At 61.8% G+C, this 19902-nt stretch carries 17 protein-coding genes; 5 read left to right on the forward strand and 12 right to left on the reverse strand.

Annotation, left to right across the window (positions count from 1 at the left end):
- Positions 1 to 3: 3 nt before the first annotated feature.
- The 4 genes from AB4O16_RS13075 to AB4O16_RS13090 are packed head-to-tail and all read right to left on the reverse strand — an operon-like array spanning position 4 to position 7737.
- A complete protein-coding gene (locus tag AB4O16_RS13075; RefSeq protein WP_460157873.1) occupies positions 4 to 4563 on the reverse strand; it encodes an alpha-2-macroglobulin family protein in 4560 nt (1519 codons plus the stop codon).
- Positions 4560 to 5198 (reverse strand): DUF1175 domain-containing protein, encoded by a 639-nt coding sequence (locus AB4O16_RS13080; protein ID WP_460157874.1) that lies wholly within the window; start codon positions 5196 to 5198, stop codon positions 4560 to 4562. The genes AB4O16_RS13075 and AB4O16_RS13080 overlap by 4 nt, the downstream gene beginning before the upstream one ends.
- Positions 5195 to 6907 carry a DUF2138 domain-containing protein gene (locus AB4O16_RS13085; RefSeq protein WP_460157875.1) on the reverse strand — a complete coding sequence of 571 codons (1713 nt, stop codon included), beginning with the start codon at positions 6905 to 6907 and terminating at the stop codon, positions 5195 to 5197. Before AB4O16_RS13085 ends, AB4O16_RS13080 begins: the two co-directional genes overlap by 4 nt.
- Before the next feature lie 38 nt (positions 6908 to 6945).
- Entirely contained in the window at positions 6946 to 7737 is a 792-nt protein-coding gene (locus AB4O16_RS13090) for a YfaP family protein (RefSeq protein WP_460157876.1), read from the reverse strand.
- 277 nt (positions 7738 to 8014) lie between these two features.
- Between AB4O16_RS13090 and AB4O16_RS13095 the strand changes: the two genes are divergently transcribed.
- The 5 genes from AB4O16_RS13095 to AB4O16_RS13115 all read left to right on the forward strand — a co-directional run bounded on the left by AB4O16_RS13095 (position 8015) and on the right by AB4O16_RS13115 (position 14414).
- Positions 8015 to 9166, forward strand: a complete 1152-nt coding sequence (locus AB4O16_RS13095) for a Fic family protein (RefSeq protein ID WP_460157877.1) — start codon at positions 8015 to 8017, stop codon at positions 9164 to 9166.
- Between the two features lie 90 nt (positions 9167 to 9256).
- The gene (locus AB4O16_RS13100; RefSeq protein ID WP_056728915.1) at positions 9257 to 9499 is read left to right on the forward strand and encodes an exodeoxyribonuclease VII small subunit; all 243 of its coding nucleotides are present in this window, start codon (positions 9257 to 9259) and stop codon (positions 9497 to 9499) included.
- Positions 9496 to 10383, forward strand: a complete 888-nt coding sequence (gene ispA / locus AB4O16_RS13105) for a (2E,6E)-farnesyl diphosphate synthase (protein WP_460157878.1) — start codon at positions 9496 to 9498, stop codon at positions 10381 to 10383. The genes AB4O16_RS13100 and ispA overlap by 4 nt, the downstream gene beginning before the upstream one ends.
- A 91-nt stretch (positions 10384 to 10474) precedes the next feature.
- A complete protein-coding gene (dxs, locus tag AB4O16_RS13110) occupies positions 10475 to 12373 on the forward strand; it encodes a 1-deoxy-D-xylulose-5-phosphate synthase (RefSeq protein WP_460157879.1) in 1899 nt (632 codons plus the stop codon).
- A 157-nt stretch (positions 12374 to 12530) separates the two neighbouring features.
- Positions 12531 to 14414, forward strand: a complete 1884-nt coding sequence (locus AB4O16_RS13115) for a TonB-dependent receptor domain-containing protein (protein WP_460157880.1) — start codon at positions 12531 to 12533, stop codon at positions 14412 to 14414.
- Between the two features lie 168 nt (positions 14415 to 14582).
- Here the strand turns inward: AB4O16_RS13115 and AB4O16_RS13120 are convergent, their stop codons facing one another.
- The 8 genes from AB4O16_RS13120 to ribH form a co-directional block, all read right to left on the reverse strand.
- Positions 14583 to 15383 carry a cobalamin-binding protein gene (locus AB4O16_RS13120; RefSeq protein WP_460157881.1) on the reverse strand — a complete coding sequence of 267 codons (801 nt, stop codon included), beginning with the start codon at positions 15381 to 15383 and terminating at the stop codon, positions 14583 to 14585.
- Complete coding sequence (locus AB4O16_RS13125) at positions 15383 to 15802, reverse strand: MFS transporter (protein WP_160390321.1); 420 nt, start codon at positions 15800 to 15802, stop codon at positions 15383 to 15385. Before AB4O16_RS13125 ends, AB4O16_RS13120 begins: the two co-directional genes overlap by 1 nt.
- Positions 15799 to 16416: a GTP cyclohydrolase II gene (gene ribA / locus AB4O16_RS13130; RefSeq protein ID WP_007970170.1), complete on the reverse strand. Its 618-nt coding sequence runs from the start codon at positions 16414 to 16416 to the stop codon at positions 15799 to 15801. Before ribA ends, AB4O16_RS13125 begins: the two co-directional genes overlap by 4 nt.
- Before the next feature lie 150 nt (positions 16417 to 16566).
- A complete protein-coding gene (locus tag AB4O16_RS13135) occupies positions 16567 to 17322 on the reverse strand; it encodes a substrate-binding periplasmic protein (RefSeq protein ID WP_460157882.1) in 756 nt (251 codons plus the stop codon).
- A gap of 51 nt (positions 17323 to 17373) precedes the next feature.
- Positions 17374 to 17877, reverse strand: coding sequence for a phosphatidylglycerophosphatase A family protein (locus AB4O16_RS13140; RefSeq protein ID WP_007970166.1), 504 nt, complete (start codon positions 17875 to 17877; stop codon positions 17374 to 17376).
- The gene (gene thiL, locus AB4O16_RS13145; protein WP_460157883.1) at positions 17874 to 18839 is read right to left on the reverse strand and encodes a thiamine-phosphate kinase; all 966 of its coding nucleotides are present in this window, start codon (positions 18837 to 18839) and stop codon (positions 17874 to 17876) included. Before thiL ends, AB4O16_RS13140 begins: the two co-directional genes overlap by 4 nt.
- An 18-nt stretch (positions 18840 to 18857) precedes the next feature.
- Entirely contained in the window at positions 18858 to 19358 is a 501-nt protein-coding gene (gene nusB, locus AB4O16_RS13150) for a transcription antitermination factor NusB (RefSeq protein ID WP_160390324.1), read from the reverse strand.
- On the reverse strand, positions 19355 to 19831 hold the full coding sequence (ribH, locus tag AB4O16_RS13155) for a 6,7-dimethyl-8-ribityllumazine synthase (protein ID WP_003228649.1): 477 nt from the start codon (positions 19829 to 19831) through the stop codon (positions 19355 to 19357). Before ribH ends, nusB begins: the two co-directional genes overlap by 4 nt.
- Positions 19832 to 19902 lie beyond the last annotated feature (71 nt).

The raw sequence follows: 19902 nt of genomic DNA on the forward strand, positions 1-19902 counted from the left end.
ACGTCAGTGAACCGTGACCTGGCCGAGGGCTGCCTTTTGCTCCATGGCCTGATGTTGCGGCGCATAGACCTGAGTGAAACGCACCGGCGGCAAGTTGAACTGGCCCTTCTGCGAGAAACGCACCAAGTGCCGCAAGCGCAATTCGCCACTCAAGGCATCGACCGGAATGGCGTAAGCCATTTGCCCCGGTTCGAACCGCGCCTTCTCCAGCGCCGTCGGCTCGGTACCGTCCTTGCCCATGAGCTTGATGCCCCAGGTCGTGCGCTCGACATCGGCGCCCGGTGGCAACGGCACTTCCAGCAGGCCGTAGCGCAACGGTTTGGTGGCTTTGCTGGTGACGATCACTTCATCGAGATAGAGGTTGTCGCTGGACAACGGGGCGTTGCCGACCGCTTCGAGTTTGAAGGTGAAGGCCTCGTCCCCCGGCACCAGTCGCGACAGGCGACGGGTGATGGTCACAGCCATCGGATCGACCGCCGGCTGCTGGCTGCGATAGCTCAATGCCGCGCGCAGCGGACGCTCTTGCGCACCGGCCAGGGTCAATACCGCCGGCACTGGCGCAGGCCCCTGCCACGTCCAGTACATCTCACCAGACACCCCGTACTGCTTCTTCCAGCCTTCACCCGGCGCCAATGCAATGGTGGGCGATGCCTGCTCGATACTGCGTTGCAGCCAGGTCAATGCCAATGCACGCTCGAGGGTCGATTGCTGCGGCAACAGACGTTGCAGCAAGGCCTGGGCGTGAGCCTGATCGAAGGGTTGCAGCGACAGGTTCAGCGCTTCGGCAAACGGCTGGGAACTGACCGCCAGGCGCTGCTGCGCATCGCTCAGTTGCCGATTGAACGCGTCCGGTAACGCGACCTTCGCCTGCCTGGCCAGCGATGCCGTCAGCACGCGTGCGGCCGCCAGCCCCAAGGCTGAATCCGGATCGCTCATGACCAGGCTGTCTTCGCCGTCCTCCATCAGGTTCGCCGCCGTGCCCTCGCCCGCTTTCGCCAGGTCGTCCATCAAGCCGCTGAGCAAGGTGTTGACCGGCAACTGCATCTGCCTGGCGAACGACAGGATCAGCGCCCGCTGCAGCAGCGGCGTGTTCTTCGCCTGCTTGGCGTAGACCTCCAGCACCCGCTGCCAATGCTCCGGCGGCAGGCTCAGTTCCAGCACCTGGCTGGCGTGCCAGTCGGCGTAATAGGCGTAGGCGGTGAGAAACGCATCCGGCTCGCCGTCCATGCCCCACCAGGTGAAACTCGCCGAAGGACCGGCCATTTGCACCAGGCGCAGGCGACTGTTTTGCATGATCAGGCGCAGGCGATCGCGGATCTGCGGATTCGCCGCCAGCGTCGGGTAGGCAATGCTCAACGGCAGCAGGCGGCTGGCGGTCTGTTCGACGCCACCGTAGGGGTAGCTCAGCAGATCGTCGAGAGCCGAACGGAACAACGCTTGCGGACTGTCGTCCAGACGCAGGCGGATATCACTGGCGTCTGTTGGCAACGTCAGCGGCGTATCGCCCTCAACCACATCTAGGCTCTGGGTTTGAGTTACCTGCCAGCCTTCACCGGTCGCGCTCAGGCGCATCGCCAGGGCATCAGCGGCTTTGCCATCCTGCACCAGTTCGGCGCTCCACTCGCCATTGGCCAGTTCAAAGGTCGGCAACGGAATGTAGTTGATGCCGCTGTTCAGGGTCACAGGTACGCGCTGTTCGTTGCCGGCGTAATGGGTCACCAGTTCGGCCTTGAGCGGTTTCTCGGCCTGGTTGAAAGCGAACACGCCGAGGTCCGGTTTGTCGCCAGCGCGGAATCGAGTCGGACCGCTCCACTTCAGGTACAGCGGTTTTTCCGAGCGTACGAATTGCTTCTTCTGCCCGACCTGACCGTCATCGGCGATGGCCCTGGCGGTGATGCGCCAGCGGGTCAGGGAGTCCGGCATCTTGAAGGTGAAGCGGGTTTTGCCGTTGGCATCGGTCAGCAATTCCGGTTGCCAGGCTGCCGTGTCGACATCCTCGCGACGCGGCCGCTCCAGCACCTTCACCCCGCGTTCACTGCGATTGGCCTTGCCCGGTGCACCGGGGCTGCCTGGCAAGGCGACGTCATAACTGATGAACGACAAACTGGCGCTGGTGCGCACGTTGTTGCGCCGTGGGTGATAGAAAAACTGGTCGATGCTTGGCGCGACTTCCGGTTGCAGCACGTAGACCATTTCATCGACCACGCTGACCGTCAGGTGCGCGGGAATCGCTTTGCCGACGAACCGGGTGGTCAGGTCCACCGAGACGGTTTCACCCGGTTGATAGTTTTCTTTGTCGGTGGCGATCACCACGTCGATCTGTGGCGTGACTACCTTGATGCCGGCGTTCTGGAAACTGTATTGGCCGCCCTTGGTGTACAGCACCGAGAAGGTCAGGTTCGGCGCGAAACCGTCCTTCACCGGGATGCGCGCGCGGTACTGGGTATCGCTGAGCTTTTCCATTTTCAGCCAGTCGGCGCCCCTGGACAGCAGCGCAGTCGCTTCGACCTTGTCGCGCTCCAGGGACAGCAGCGCATCGCTCACGGGTTCCGGGAAAGTGATCAGCGCCAGCGCTTCATCGCCAGCAATGTACTCGGGTTTGTCGAGGACGATTTCCACGGTACCGGGTACGGCTTTGACACCTTCACCGGTTACCGAATGGCCGGTGGCGCCGACCACCCGGCCATGATCATCCTTGAGCGTCAGGTTGTAGGTGCCCGGCCGGTCGAAGGCCAGGGTGAAGCCCTTGTCGGTTGCCGCGAGCTTGCCTTCGCCGGTGCTCTGGTCTTCCAGGCGTACCCAGGCGTAACTGCCGGGTGAAACGGCTTGGGCCTGCTCGCCCTCGCGGGTGTAGCTGAAGGCAACCTTGTCACCCACCGCACTGAAGCGTTGAGGCGCGCCCAAGCGGAAATTCGCTGCGCCACGGTCGATGAGGATTTCCTTGGTGGTTTTCACGCGATACGCCGCACCGTCGCTGGCAAACACCGTGAGCATGTAGCGACTCGGCTTGTCCGCTGCCGGCAAGTCAAGGGACGCATTGCCCTTGGCATCGGTGGTCAATTCGGTGCTGGTCAGCTCCACCGGAAATTGCCCGAGGTATTGCAGTTCGTTGTCGACCATCGACAGTTGTTGGGCGCGCAGGCTCAGGCTCAACTTCGCATTGGCCACCGGCTTGCCGTCCGGGTACAGCAGCACAAGGTTGCCCTTGACCGGTTCGCCGGTGCGGTAATCCTGCTTGGCCAGATTGAGCGAAATCTCGAAGTGCGGCTTGATGTACTCAGCCACCCGGAAGGCGCTGCTGTAGGCCTGATCCTTGTAGTTGAAACGCAGTTCATATCCACCGGCCACGGCGTTATCGGGCAGCTGGAATCGGCCCTGGGTGCCAGCCTTGGAATCGAGTTTCAGATCGAGGGATTGCAGCACCGTACCGGTCGCATCCAGCACGGTCACGTTGACATCGGCTGCACCTGGTTGCACCGAGTCCCGGGCATTCTTGAACTCACGGCCGACGATTTTCAGCGACACCCAATCCCCCGGTCGATACAGCGGCCGGTCGGTGAAGGCATAGAGTTTGGTGTCGTAGATTTCACTGTCGTAGTAGAAATTCTCGGAGACGAACACCCCGCCCTCTTCGTCCTCGCCGATCACGAACGAACGCTCGGGGCTGACGTGTTTCAGGCGCAGCAAACCGTCGGTATCGGTAGCGCCGCTGCTCATCACGCCGAGGCCATCGGTCCACAGCACATTGACCTTCGGCACCGAACTGCCTTCGTGTTTGCGCGCGGCCCACACCAGCAATTCGTCACCGGCGATCTTGCTCACCGCCACGGTGTTGGAGACGAACACCATGGTGGTCGCGCGGTACTTGCCGATCAGCGCTTCCACCAGATACAGACCCGGTTTGAGATTGCCCAACGGGATGTACACGTTGCCCGGCGCGACGCTGACGAACTCACTGGAAGACCCGGCCAGGTTCACCCCGGCAGGTGGCTGGATCGGCTTGGCCTGCCACAACGGATAGCGGAACTGGCTGACCACCGGCAAACCCGGTATCAGCGCGAATTGCGGCTGCGCATCGTAAGGCGTTGGCGCGGCCATCGCATTGCCCATCTTCAGTTCCGGCACTTCCTCGGTGACTTGTTTACGCGACTCGTAGGAAAACGCCCGCTGCATCACCCGACGGGATTTGCGGTACCAGTTGTCCCACAGGTACGCGAGCGTGTTGGACAGGCCTTCACCCTTGAACTGGCCATCGCTGACCACCCGATGCAGGTTCTTCTGGCGCTTGAGAAAATCCAGCGGTTTGTCGATGCGGTACACGCGGATGTCGGCGCCGCCGTAGGGTTCCATGCGAAACCGGCGATAGTCGCGGCCCGGCGCTTCGAGTCGGACCATCGCCTGTTCATCGCTGGCAAAACTGCTGTCGGCCAGCAGGAAAAAACTCTCGCCGGCTACCGGCGTATAGCCGCTCGGTGCGACCGTGTCTTCGGCGTTGACCACTGAAAATGGCAGCACCAGCAACAACAGCAGAGACAGAAAACGCAGCATGCGGGCACCGGTCATTGGGAGAGAAAATTCAGTCGATAGACGCCGATGAAGTTGGGGTTGGCTGCGTCGGGTATCCATCGGGTGTCCTTCCATGTCATGAGTTGCTGCAGGCTTGCCGAACGCATGCCGTTGTCGGTGGGGGTGTTGGTGCCGGTGTGGTAAGCGATGTAACGGCCCATCCAGATCATCAGGTGCTGGTCGTCGCCCTGATCGAAAAACATCAGGTCGCCAGGGCGTGCTTGAGACACATCGCGACTGACCAGGTGGCTGTTGAACTGGATCAATTTGATTGCGTTGACGTACGGCCCGACCTTGCCTGCGCCCTGCTGCCATTGCCGGGCGAGACCACGCTGGGCATCGCTCAATTGCAGCTCCGGCGGCAGGTAACGATTGGTCAGGCCATTGCTGCGCAGCCATTTGTCGTCATGGACTTTCAGCGCTTCGTTGGCGGCGAAACGCACCAGTCCCGCGCAGTCCTGCTGATACCAGCGCGGGCTCGGGCCCTGGCTCAGTTGCTCTTGGGCGATGCGCACGAACCAGGCGCGGAACACCTGGGATTGCTGTGGGTCGAGCGAAGGTGCCTCGACAGCGCGGGCGCCCGCGCTCAGCAACAGCGCCAGCAGGCCAAGACTGCGGATCAATGCCGTCACAGCGCTTTCCACTCCAGCGGCAGCCACTGCCAGTGGCCGTCTGGCTCGGTGCCTTCGGGCAAGGTCAGGGCGTATATGCCGTAACCGCCAAGCTTGCGCAGTTTCGGGATCAGATAGGTTTGCGCGACGTTGTAGAACACCGGCTCCATGTCCTGGGGCAGGCTGTCGAGGGTTTCCTGCTGCATCAGTTGCGCCATGGAATCGGGGCCGAAATAAATCGGCATCAGCAGGTCTTTGGGCACCACGTCGGCCATCGGTGGGAAGCGCTTGTCGAGGGTGCCGAGGGCCTTGTCCACCAGCTTGTCGTCGAGGGAAAACAGCAGCGTCGAGCCATGGCGCGCGAGGCTGACCTTCATGAACGCCTTGCCGGTGATGGCGTCAGGGTCTGACGCCTCCTTGGCCGCATAAGGACCGAAATTGGAGCTGACCTGGCGTTGCCACTGGTGGCTCTGCCCTGCCTGGTTTTCCACCACCGGGAAGGCACCTTCCTCGACGTTGCCCTCGTGGGCACCGACCATCGAGCCGAACAGGCTGCCCAGATCCCCATCGAGCTTGCCGGTGTCGTCATCGTTCAGGCTGGCCACCAGCAAGGGGGTGTACAGGCGTGAATCGGCATACCAGCACAGGCCCGCCGCGCCGGCCATGTGCTCGGTCAACGCCTGGGCCACTTGCTCCTGCGCACCGAGTTTCACCAGCAGCGGTTTCTGTTGTTCGGCCGCCAACGGCAACACCACGCAAGCACTGGCCCCCATGGGCATGGCTTGCCAGATCGGCTTGAAATCGAAGTCCGGCTGATTTTCCAGTTCATCCATGGCCAGGAAGCTGTGCCAGCCCTTGTCATCCATATCGAAACGCAGCCCGGCGAAGTTCGGGATAAAACGCTGGTAACCCATGGCCAGCACGCTGGCATTCACCGACAGGCGCTGCTTCACCTCCGGCAGACGAGGCGGCAGGCCGAAGGCTTCGGGAAACAATTTTTCGCCGTTGAGCAACGCGGCAATGGCCGTGGTCGACACGCCGCCCGGTTCTTGCGTTGCACCGTTTTGTGGATCGTAGAGTTTCACCGGATTGGACAGCACCACCAGCTTGTCGCCATGGGATGCGAACAGCAGCGCCTTGCTGGCGTTGTAATTGAGTTGATAGAGCGCCACGTCGTCGCTGCCGACCTTTACCTCTGCGACCTTGCTCAGCTGCGAGTCGTCCAGCGCCACTTTGGCCAGCGGTTCCAGCACCCTGGCCAGCCCGCCGCGATCCATCACCAACAGGAAATCCTTGAGCCGCCCATCCGCGCCGCGCCACAACGCTACGTCGGCAGGCTGATCGAACAACTGCTCGATCAAGCTGTCCTGCAGTTTCAGGTCATGTTCGTAGATGATCCGCCGCAGGCTGCCGATCAACCCCAGGCGGTCGGCGTGGGTTTCGTAATAGAAGACGAAATCTTCGGTCAGGGTTTCCTTGAGGAACGGCACTGCCAGCAGGTCCTTGGGCAACTGGCTCAGGGAATGGGTTTCCAGCAGGCCATCGGGGCGGCCCATGCCCAGTTTGTCACTGGCCAACGCAGGCGCCGGGGCCTTGGGCTTGTGCATGAACCACCCCATCCCGCCGGCAACGACCGCGACCAGGCATAACCCGATCAGCAGCGTCGGCCAATGCAGAGACGCTTTGGCCGGCACTGCGCCAGCGGCTGGAGTAACAGTGTTATCACTCATGTTCACAAAACCCGAATGTCATCCGTGGAGCGGGATGCTTAGTAGTTGAAAGTCTTGACCAGCAGCAGGTCGCCGATTGCGCGCAGGGGCACGATGAAGGTCTCGCGTTTTTCATCGACGGTGTTTTCGTTGAGCACCAGGTTGATCTGCGAGGTAATCACCTCGTTCTGGTTGCTGGTCTCATCGAAGTTATAGCCGCCGCTGCCAAAGTTGCCCCAATAGTTCACGTAAACCAGATAGGTGCCACGCAGGGGGGCGGTCATGGTGAACATTTCCGGCCCCGGGCCATCGACGCCGTCAGGGTCGAGGCCGCCGCCATTGGTCAAGGCCGGGCGCGACCAGAAGGCATGCTGGCCATCGGGCGTGACGATGTGCAGATCGAGTTCGGCCTTCGGGTCATCCCACCCCAGCACCACGCGAATCTTCGCCGGAGTGCGCAGGTTGTTGGCTTCATAAAATTGAACGCGCTTGAGCGACTGGCCTTCGGCGCTGCGGATTTCCACGCTGTTGGAACCGGCACCAAAGGCATAGGGCCGGGCAAAACGCCCTTGCTCGTCGGTATAGAGATTCAGCGGATTGCCGTTGACTGCCAGGGTGTGCGGCCCACGCTGGGTGCCCAAGGCCTTCAGTTGGCCTTCGATCATCGTGCGATTGCGCTGCACACCCCGATCAATCGGCGGTGTGGGATAGGCGACTTGCGGGTTTTCGCTCCGGTCCAGCAGACCGTTGTAACGCCAGCCACCCACCAGCTCCGACAGCTCGGCATTCGGCGCGGCCAGCATCACAGGCGCGAAAACCAGCCCGGTCAGCAGCAAAAGAAATGAGCGCATGCGACGCCTCCTGCCATGCATGACGAAACCTTGCGCCTGATCCTGAGCGCGTTACAGGTGTGAATACTGCGTTTCGTCTGAAAGACCCGTGACTGTCGGGTCGTAGATGGCGCGAAGGTTAGCCAGTTGGGTGTTTTTTAACAATCGGACGAATCCGAAATTGCTGCAGGAGTCACGGTAACGGGTGGACGGTGAGCCGAATAAGCATCATATTCGGCTCATTATGTGAGCCGAATATCCCATTTAATCGGCTCACCCCACTTAGAGCATCAAGTTCATGACACCTCAATGGATATGGCAGCAGCCTGATTGGCCGGGTTTTACCTGGAGCGCCGAACGCCTGGCGCCCTTGTTACGCGAGTGCGTTCAAGCACAAGGTCGGCTAATGGGTATGGCCAGCTCCGTGGGGAGTTCGCTGAGTGCGCAAAGTGAGCTGGATGCGTTGTTGCAAAACATCGTCACCTCGTCGGCGATTGAAGGCGAACAGCTGAATGTCGGTTCAGTTCGTTCTTCATTGGCGCGGCGATTGGGGTTGGAACTCAATGATGGCGACAACGTCAGCAAGCGCAGTGAAGGGCTCGCGCAATTAATGCTAGATGCGACGCAGCGTTTTGCCGAGCCGCTGACACTGGATCGTTTATTCGACTGGCACGAATGGTTGTTTCCGGAACAGGACAGCGACCTCACCGCCCGAGCGATTCGTGTCGGCGCATTGCGAGGCGATGAACCGATGCAAGTCGTCTCCGGTCGGCTCGACAGACCGACCGTGCACTTCGAAGCACCACCTCGCCTGGGCCTTGAGCGCCAACTCGATGCCTTCCTCGAATGGTTTGAAACCAGCCGAAATCAGTCCAGGCCCGACCCTTTGCTTCGAGCTGGCATCGCACACTTCTGGTTTGTCACACTCCACCCGTTTGACGACGGCAACGGTCGCCTGACCAGAACGATCACCGACCTTGCATTGGCTCAAGGCGAGGCTCAGGCAATCCGTTTTTATGCCATGTCGGCGAGTATTCTCGAGGATCGATCCGGCTATTACCGGGTGCTGGAAACCTGCCAGAAATCCAACACGGACATTACGGTTTGGCTCGAATGGTTCCTGCAAACGCTATTGCGCAGCCTGCAACAGGCCATGGCACGGATAGAATCCGTGCTGGGCAAAGCGCGCTTCTGGGAGGCGCACCGCGAGTCCGAGCTGTCGACCGAGCAAACCAAAGTACTGATTCGTTTGCTGGACGCAGGGGAGCGTGGATTCGAAGGCGGGATCAGTGCGGCGCAGTATCAGGCCGTGGCGAAAGTCTCCAAAGCAACCGCGACCCGGCATCTGGCCGAACTGCTGGACAAGGATTGCCTGCAGCGCCTGCCGGGTGGCGGGCGCAGTACGCGCTACCAGATCAAATATCCCGACCAGGCGCATCCTGAGCGCTGAAACCCTTGCACCAACCACCCCGCTCATTTGCCCATGAACCCCCTATCTGCTAGTGTCGCGCCGGTTTAACGTCAACCGGAAATCGCCGCCATGGCCCGCAAAAAAGCTGCACTGGATTTCGAACAGTCCCTCGCCGACCTGCAAACGCTGGTGGAGCGTCTGGAGAATGGCGAATTGTCGCTGGAGGACTCGCTGGCCGCTTTCGAGCAAGGCATCGGTCTGACCCGCGATTGCCAGGCGGCGCTGGCCCAGGCCGAGCAAAAGGTTCAGGTGCTGCTCGAGCGTGATGGCGAGTTGGCCGAGGAACCCTTCGAAGCGGACCAGCCAGAATGATTGCAGCGTACTCGGCGACCAGCCAGGCCCGCGTCAATGCGGCTCTGGAAACCCTGTTCACGGCACCCGGCCCGGAGCTGGCACGGTTGTACGAGGCCATGCGCTACAGCGTGATGAACGGCGGCAAACGCGTGCGTCCGCTGCTGGCCTACGCCGCGTGCGAAGCCTTGGGTGGCCAGCCTGAACAAGCCAACGGCGCGGCCTGTGCGGTAGAACTGATCCACGCCTATTCGCTGGTGCATGACGACTTGCCGGCGATGGACGATGACGATCTGCGCCGTGGCCAGCCGACCACCCACAAGAAATTCGATGAAGCCTGCGCGATCCTTGCCGGCGACGGTTTGCAGAGCCTGGCCTTCAGTGCCCTGCTCGATCCGCGTCTGAGCGCCCCGGATGCCGAAATCCGCCTGCAAATGGTCAGCGCCCTGGCACTGGCGGCAGGCCCGGCGGGCATGGTCGGCGGCCAGGCCATCGACCTCGGCTCGGTCGGCCTGAAGCTTGACCAGAAAGCCCTCGAGTACATGCACCGGCACAAGACCGGTGCGCTGATCGAAGCCAGCGTCAAGCTCGGCGCCCTGGCCAGTGGCCGTGCCGAGAAAGACGAACTGAAATCCTTGCAGGCTTATGCACAGGCCATCGGCCTGGCCTTCCAGGTGCAGGACGATATTCTCGACGTCGAAAGCGATACCGCAACCCTGGGCAAACGCCAGGGCGCCGACATTGCCCGGGACAAACCGACCTACCCGGCCCTGCTCGGCCTCGACGCCGCCAAGGCCTATGCCCTGGAGCTGCGCGACCAGGCCCTGCACGCGCTGCGACCGTTTGACGCGGCGGCCGAGCCATTGCGTGAACTGGCCCGGTATATCGTCGATCGCCGCAGCTGACGGCGAATCCGCCAAAAAGGACCAACGCGTGGGCAGGGGACGATGCATCAGGTAAACTGCCGCATCTTTTATACCTATAACGATTCGCCTGATGCCCACGACGTTTCATGAGATTCCCCGCAAGCGCCCGACCACGCCCCTGCTCGACCGCGCGAACACGCCGGACGGCCTGCGCCGGTTAGGCGAAGCCGAGCTGGAAACCCTGGCCGATGAGTTGCGCCTGGAATTGCTCTACACGGTCGGCCAGACCGGTGGGCATTTCGGTGCAGGCCTGGGCGTGATCGAGCTGACCATCGCGCTGCATTACGTCTTCGACACCCCGGACGACCGGCTGGTGTGGGACGTGGGTCATCAGGCTTATCCGCACAAGATCCTCACCGGTCGTCGCGAGCGCATGGGCTCCCTGCGCCAGAAGGACGGCATCGCAGCCTTCCCGCGCCGCTCCGAGAGCGAGTACGACACCTTTGGCGTCGGCCACTCCAGCACCTCGATCAGTGCCGCGCTGGGCATGGCGATCGCCGCCCGCCTGCAGAACAGTGACCGCAAGGCCATCGCGGTGATCGGCGACGGCGCGTTGACCGCGGGCATGGCGTTCGAGGCGCTCAACCATGCGCCGGAAGTGGACGCCAACATGCTGGTGATCCTCAACGACAACGACATGTCGATCTCGCGCAACGTCGGCGGCCTGTCGAACTATCTGGCGAAGATCCTTTCCAGTCGCACCTACGCGAGCATGCGCGAAGGCAGCAAAAAGGTCCTGTCGCGCCTGCCCGGTGCCTGGGAAATCGCCCGTCGCACCGAAGAATATGCCAAGGGCATGCTGGTTCCCGGCACGCTGTTCGAAGAGCTGGGCTGGAACTACATCGGCCCGATCGATGGCCACGACCTGCCAACCCTGATTGCCACGCTGCGCAACATGCGCGACCTGAAAGGTCCGCAGTTCCTGCACATCGTCACCAAGAAAGGCAAAGGCTTCGCCCCGGCGGAAGTCGACCCGATCGGTTACCACGCCATCACCAAACTCGAACCGCTGGACGCCCCGGCTGCCGCGCCGAAAAAGGCCAGCGGGCCGAAATATTCCGGTGTGTTCGGCGAATGGCTGTGCGACATGGCGGCTGCCGATCCGCGCCTGGTCGGGATTACCCCGGCGATGAAGGAAGGCTCGGACCTGGTCGCTTTCAGCGAACGGTTCCCGCTGCGTTACTTCGACGTGGCCATTGCCGAGCAGCACGCCGTCACCCTCGCGGCCGGCATGGCCTGCGAAGGCGCCAAACCCGTGGTGGCGATTTATTCGACCTTCCTGCAGCGCGGTTATGACCAGTTGGTGCATGACGTCGCGGTGCAGAACCTCGACGTACTGTTCGCCATCGACCGCGCAGGCCTGGTGGGCGAAGACGGTCCGACCCACGCCGGCAGTTTCGATCTTTCGTACCTGCGCTGCATCCCCGGCATGCTGGTGATGACCCCGAGCGATGAAAACGAGCTGCGCAAAATGCTTACCACCGGTCACCTGTATGAAGGTCCGGCGGCGGTGCGTTACCCACGCGGCAACGGCCCGAACGCGACCATCGAAAAAGACCTCGAGCCGATCGAGATCGGCAAGGGCGTAGTTCGCCGCCAGGGCAGCAAAGTCGCCTTGCTGGTGTTCGGCGTGCAACTGGCCGAAGCGCTGAAAGTCGCCGAGACGCTGGATGCAACCGTGGTCGACATGCGTTTCGTCAAACCGCTGGATGAAGCGCTGGTGCGCGAAATCGCCGGCAGCCATGAGCTGTTGGTCACTGTCGAGGAAAACGCGATCATGGGCGGCGCCGGTGGCGCGGTCAGCGAATTCCTCGCCCGCGAAAACATCCTCAAGTCGATGCTGCACCTGGGCTTGCCGGACATTTACGTCGAACACGCCAAACCTGCGCAAATGCTGGCCGAGTGTGGGCTGGATGAAGCCGGGATCGAGGCCTCGATCCGCGAACGCCTGCAACTGCTCAACCGCTAAACACACTATCCCTGTGGGAGCGGGCTTGCCCGCGAAGAGGCCGGCACATCCAACATCAATGTTGAGTGTGCCGACGCCTTCGCGGGCAAGCCCGCTCCCACAGTGTTTTGTGGGCCTCTCAAAATTGTATTCGCCTCAAAGCACCATCGGACTACCCATGAAGTTCTCCCGCCTCGCCCTCCCCCTATTCCTGCTGCCCACCCCCCATGCCCTGGCCGACACCTTCGAGCGCGACCAGGCCCTGAAGCTGCCCGACGTGCTGATCAGCGCCAACCGCCAGGTCGAGGCGCGCAACGACAGCAGCGCCGCCAATACTGTGTTCACCCGCGAAGACATCGATCGCCTGCAACCCGATAGCGTCACCGACCTGCTGCGCCGGGTGCCGGGCGTGCAGGTCGCGCAGACCGGCGGACGCGGCAGTCTTCCAGGTGTGTACATCCGCGGCACCCAGTCGGCCCAGAGCCTGGTGCTGGTGGACGGCCAGCGTATCGGCAGCTCGACCTCCGGTGACAGCAACCTGCAACACATCAACATCGAGCAGGTCGAGCGCGTGGAAGTGCTGCGCGGCTCCCGTTCGGTGATTTACGGCAGCGATGCGATTGGCGGGGTGATCCAGATCTTCACCCGCCGTGGCGGTGAACAGGGTCTGCAACCTCGACTGCACATGGGCTTTGGCAGCAACCAAACCTGGGAGCGCAGCCTTGGCCTGTCCGGTGGTGATGAGCGAACCCGCTTCAACCTCGGCGCCAGCCTCGATGAAACCGCCGGGATCAATCGCACCCACGAGTCATACCCCAGCGACGGCGACCATGACGAATACCGCAACAAGTCGCTCAGCCTGAGCCTGAGCCACGCCTTGAGCGATGACATCAAGATCGGCGCCAACGTGCTGGATAACCGTGGCAAGAGCGAGTTCGACAATCCGTTCGGCCGCTTCGACATGAATACGTTCGAGTCGGTCCAGCAACAGCCCTACAGCGAATTCGATGTGAGCAGCGTCAGTAGCTATGTCGATGCACGGGTCAACGATCTCTGGAAAACCCGCATTGATTTCGGCCACAGCGAAAACCGCGAGAAGACCCTCGACAAGCTCAGCGAAGAACGCACGGTGTTCAACACCTACCGCGACTCGGTGACCTGGCAGAACGACCTGACGCTCAACGAGCGCAACAGCCTGATGCTGGGCGGCGACTGGTACGAGGACCGGATCAACAGCACCACGGCGTTCGACGAAGACAGCCGCTGGAATCGCGCCGCATTCATCCAGCATCGCTATCAGGTCGACAGCTTTTCCACGGAACTGGGCCTGCGCCACGACGACAACCAGCAGTTCGGCAGCCAGAACACCTGGAGCGGCACCTTCACCCTGCCGCTGAACCCGGACAACGAAGTGCTGCTGACCTACAGCGAAGGCTTCCGCGCACCGACGTTCAACGATCTGTATTACCCGGACTTCAGCAACCCGGACCTGAAGCCTGAAACCTCGAAAAGCTACGAGCTGCAATGGCGCAGTCAATTGACCGAGAGCAGCCGCCTGGAGACGTCGCTGTATCGCACCGACCTTGAAGACGCGATCATCTTAAGCAGCAACTCACGCCCCGAAAACGTTGCCTCGGCGCGGATCAACGGTTTCGAAGCGACACTCAAGCAAGAACTGTTCGACTGGCAGAGCAATCTCGGCGTGGCGATCATCGACCCGCGCGACCGTGACTCGGGCCACACCCTGGCCCGTCGTGCACGGCGTACCCTGAGCTGGGATCTGGACCGACAGTTCGATCGCCTGGGCCTCGGCGCCAGTTGGCAAGCGGTCAGCAGCAGCTACGACGACCTGAACAATGAACAGCCGTTGGGGGGCTATGCGTTGCTGGGGTTGCGCAGCAGTTGGCAGCTCAATCGTGAAGTCAGGCTGGACCTGAAGGTCGATAACCTGCTGGACAAGGGTTACAGCCGGGCGCTGTACAGCTACCAGGGCAGCCAGTACGGGTATCGCGAAGAAGGTCGGGCGTGGATGTTCGGGGTGACCTGGACGCCGGGGATCTAAAGCCCCACTCGATCATTTGTGGCGAGGGGGCTTGGCGGATCGCCGCACCGTCCCGTTCGACTGCGCAGCAGTCGCAATCACTGCTGAGCGGATCAATCAGAAAGATCGCAGTGCTTGTTTTTTGGGGCCGCTTCGCAGCCCAACGGGGGCAAGCCCCCTCGCCACAGGTCAGCGATCGGGCGCGATCAACCGGCAGAGCTTGGCAGTGGCCTCGATCATCTGCCCGCTCGGCCGCTCCAGGCCTTTGTCCGTTACCAGACGCAATTGCCCTTGCTCCACCGCCGCTACCTGCGGCCAGGCTTTCCACGCATCGAGCTGCGCCTGATCGCTGGCCAGAATCACCTCGGGATTACGCTGCAACACGGCTTCCACGCTGACTTGCGGTGCTGGCAGTTTCAGGTCGGCAAACACGTTTTGCGCACCGCAAACCTGCAGCGCATCGCTGATGATCTGCTCACCGCCGACGGTGTACAGCGGCCGATCCCAGACCTGATAGAACACTCGTAGCGGCTCGTCCCGTCGATAGCGTTGGCGCAGTTCGTCCAGTCGTCGACGCAGATCGCTGGCCAATGAAACCCCGCGTTCAGGTCGCCCGAGTTGAGCGGCAATGACCTCGATCTGCGCGGTGAGTTGGCCCAGGCTATGGGGTTCGGCGACGTAGGTGGGAATGTTCAGGAGCTTGAGCTGGTCGCGCTGGGCCGGGCCGACGCTGCCGGGCCATAGCAGCAACAGATCGGGCTTCAGGCTGAGCAGTCGCTCCATGTCCAACTGGCCATAACGGCCAACGGAGGGCAATCCGTTGAGTTCTGCAGGCCGCTCACCGGCGTCCAGCACACCGACCAGGAGATCGACGGAACCCAGTTCGACGACGATTTCCGAGAGCGACGGTGCCAGGCTGACAACCCGCTCGACCGCGATGGCCGAGGGGCTGGCGGCCAGCAACAAAACCGCCAGCCAGAGCGCGCGCATCAACCGAGTTGACGCGGAATACGGTAGAGGTAGAACAGCACGGCGGTCGACAGCGCCAGCAACATCAACGGCACGGCTTCAAGACCGACGAACACCGCCAGGGCACCGATCCACGCCGGCAGGCCGGCGGCCAGGAACGCCGCACGGCGTTTCGCCGCCAGGCTGATCCACGCGCCAGGTTCTTCAGCGGTATCGAGGGCTTTCTGGGTGGCGATCAGTGCGTGTTTGTAGGCGCCGAAAAACTTCAGGCTGACAAACATCGAGGCGACCCCGGCGATGAACAACGGCATCGCCAGAACCGGCAGGATGGCTTCGCTCTGGCCGAACACCGCGTTGATCACAAACAGCGGCAACAGGGCCAGGGCCAGGTATTGCCACCAACTGACGGACAGTCGCCGCCGAACCTGACCGCGGGTCACGCCCGGTCTACCTCGCCCTGATGTTCATTGCCCATCATGTGGTCGAGTTTGCTGGCCTTGGTCGCCAGGTAGAGTCGGTTGTGCGGGTTGTGGCCGGTGTGCAGCGGCACGCGCTCGGCGACCGCGATACCCATGTCGGTCAAGGCTTTGACTTTGCGTGGGTTGTTGGTCATCAGGCGCAAGGACTTCACGCCCAGGTGCTCCAGCATCGGCAGGCACATGGCGTAGTCACGCTGGTCCGCGGCAAAGCCCAGGCGCTCGTTGGCTTCGACGGTATCGGCGCCACCGTCCTGCAACTCATAGGCGCGGATCTTGTTCAGCAGGCCAATGCCACGACCTTCCTGACGCAAGTACAGCAGTACGCCACGACCTTCACGGGCGATGGCCTGCAAAGCGGCCTCCAGTTGCGAGCCGCAGTCGCAACGCTGGCTGAACAGGGCGTCGCCCGTCAGGCATTCGGAGTGCAACCGGCCGAGTACCGGGGCACCGTCGTCGAACTCACCCAGGCTCAGCACAACGTGCTCGCGGCCAGTGCCTTCATCGAGAAAGCCATGCATGGTGAATTGCGCAAAAGGCGTTGGCAGCTTGGAAGCGGCGACAAAAACGACAGGCACCGGTGTGCTCCTGATCTAAAAGTTCTGAAGATTCGCAGAGCCGGCATTGTAACAGCAGGTTCCAAGCGACGCTTAGGCTGAATTATCGGCGATAACTATCAAATAGTTTGATATTCGCCCTGAAGACGCTCCCACAAGGTTCTGTGTCGGTCATTGGATCCGGGAAGCATTCGAATCAAACGGATACGGCTGTTTCCAGCGTTCGAAGATCGGTTTCAACTCGCCGCTTTTGACCAACTGCTCCATGCGCTGATCGAACAGGGCCATCAGGCTACGCGCCTTCGACGTTTTGGCAAAGCACAGGTACAGCGGCAGCTCGGCGATATGGGTGCTGCGCAACTGTGAAGGATCTTTGGCACGTTTGCGCACGTAATCGACTTCGGTCTGCGCATCGATGTAAAAGTCGGCGCGGTTGTGGGTCAGCATCGACACGATGCCGGTACGCCGCAACACCTCGTCATAGTGGCGCACATTGGGCAGGTAATCCTGATAATCGTAGCCGCGGACCCAGGCCAGTCGATAATTGCCCAGGGTTTCCGGGGTCGGCACCGGACTGCTCGCCAAGCCCAGGGCATAGATGTGATCGGTGTCGAAATTCCAGCGGGGATAAAGCACACCCTCTGACTCGTCGCGATAGGAACCGACGCAGGCATCGACTTCACCCCGCTCGGCAAGGCCCAGCGAACGCAGGTAGGGCTCGGAGCGGATGTCGACCTTGACGCCCGCCGGCTCGAACACCTGTCGCAGCACGTCCCAGCCCAGCCCATGACCGTCGGCGGCGGTGTAGTCTTCCCAGTCTTCACTGGCCAGATGAATCACCGACGGCGGCGTGGCACTCCCTCCTCCCGCCTGGGCAAAGGAGCAAAACATCGAGAACGCCATCACCATCAATCCACGTAGAACCATCCCTGCTTCCCTCGATTAACAGTTGTGCTGGTCAACACCTGGAAACCCCGTTCAGGCGAAAAACCAAACCAGCCCCTGCATCGCCAACCAGGCGAAAACTCCTGCCAGGACATCATCGAGCATGATGCCGACACCACCATGTACGTGCCGATCAATCCAGCGAATCGGCCACGGCTTGAGGATATCGAAGAAGCGGAACATCAAGAAACCCGCCAGCAACCACTGCCAACCTTCCGGCACCAGCCACAGGGTGATCCACATCCCGACCATCTCGTCCCAGACGATGCCTTCATGGTCGTGTACCCGCAAATCGTCGGCCACTTTGCCGCACAGCCAGAAACCGAACAGCATGGTGATGCCCAGCATCAGCCAGTATCCCCAGTCGGGCAGCATCTGCCACAACGGGATAAAGGGTAGCGCAACCAACGACCCCCAAGTGCCGGGCGCCTTTGGCAAGGTGCCCGAGCCGAAGCCGAACGCCAGGAAATGCCATGGATTGCGCCAGACCGACGGCGGTACGAATTCCGCCGGGACCTGTTTGGGATGATCTGTCACGGTGACTCCCGAAAATGTTGATAACCCCGGGTTTGCGGGGTGATGTCTTTGCCATCGGCGTCCAGCAGCGTCACACCTTGCCCCGCTACCACCCGCCCAATCACATGGATCGGCCAGCCATCGGCCAGCAACAGCGGCAACTCGACGGACGGTAGCGTGAAGGCCAGGACGTAATCGTCGCCGCCACTCAGGGCCGCGATCTGTGCCTGCGATCGGCCGAGAAAGTCGACCAGGCTCTGCGACAGCGGCAAACGCTCCCGTTCGACTTCGATGGCGACCTTCGAGGCCAGCGCGATATGCCCGCAATCGGCCAGCAGGCCGTCGGAGATATCCATCGCCGAAGTGGCCTTGCCCCGCAGCGCCTGACCCAGGCCGAGCTGCGGTTGCGGCGACCAGTAATGCGCCAGCAACGGCTCGGCAATGCTCGCCTCGGCCGTGCGCTGACCGAGCACCAGGGGCAAGGCACCGGCGGCATTGCCCAACTCGCCACCGACGCACAGCAGATCGCCCGGCCGTGCGCCGCTGCGGGTCAACGCCAGGCCACTCGGTACGCGACCGAACACGGTCATGGTCAGGCTCAATGGCCCCCGGGTGGTGTCACCGCCCACCAGCGCCACGCCACAGCTTTGCGCCATCTGGTTCAAACCACGGGCGTAGGCTTGCAGCCAATCGGCGGTCACCGTCGGCAAGGTCAGGGCAAGGGTAAAGGCAATCGGGGTGGCGCCCATGGCGGCCAGATCGCTGACGGCCACGGCCAGCGAGCGCTGACCGAGCAGAAACGGATCGCAGGGGTCGGCGAAATGCACACCGGCCACCAGCGTATCGGTAGAAATCGCCAACTGCTCCCCAGGGGGAACCGCCAGCAAGGCGCAGTCATCGCCAATCCCGAGGGCAACGCCTTCGCCGCCCTGCGCACAAGGCGCGGCGGCGAAGAAATTGCGGATCAGCTCAAACTCGCCCATCGCAGTTTCAAGCGCTGGTTAGCGCTTGAACGCCTTCACTTCAGCTTCACGCAGACGTGGCGCCAGTTTGTCGAGCACACCGTTGACGAACTTGTGGCCGTCGGTGGAACCGAAGACCTTGGCCAGTTCGATACCTTCGTTGATCACAACGCGGTACGGCACGTCGACGCGCTTGAGCAGTTCCCAGGTGGACAGGCGCAGAACCGCCAGTTCAACCGGGTCGAGCTCTTCGATGGTCAGATCGAGGCAAGGCGTGAGGGCGGTATCGATTTCGCTCTTGAATTGCGGAACCCCGTGCAGGATTTCGCGGAAGTACGCGCCATCGACATCGCTGAAATCGTTATCGACCCGGAACTGCGCTTCGATTTCGTTCAGCGATTGCTTGGCCATGTGCCATTGGTACAGCGCCTGGGTCGCGAGCTGACGGGCTTCGCGACGCTTGACGCTTTTCGATGGCTTGCCGGCATCCGCAGGCTTTGGATCGCGCGGGTTGAAACGATCGCTTTCGTCGCTAATCACTTGGCCTCCAACTGCGCCAGCAGGCTGACCATTTCCAGAGCGGACAGGGCAGCTTCAGCACCTTTGTTGCCGGCCTTGGTGCCGGAACGTTCGATGGCTTGCTCGATGGAATCAACGGTCAGGACGCCGAAAGCGACCGGTACGCCGAATTCCATGGACACCTGGGCCAGGCCCTTGGTGCATTCGCCAGCCACGTATTCGAAGTGCGGAGTACCGCCACGAATGACCGCGCCCAGGGCGATGATTGCCGCGAACTCGCCCTTCTGAGCGACTTTCTGCGCAACCAGCGGGATTTCGAAGGCGCCAGGCGCACGGATGATGGTGATGTCGCTTTCGCTCACGCCATGGCGAACCAGGGCATCAACTGCACCGCTGACCAGGCTTTCAACGACGAAGCTGTTGAAACGGCCCACTACCAGAGCGTAGCGGCCTTTAGGGGCGATGAAGGTACCTTCGATGGTCTTCAGGGTCATTCGTTAGATCTCTTAAAGAGCCGGGACGCGTCTCGTACGCGTCCCTCAGTGATATTTGAACCGCGAATTCA

The organism is Pseudomonas sp. S2_H10, assembly GCF_054668285.1.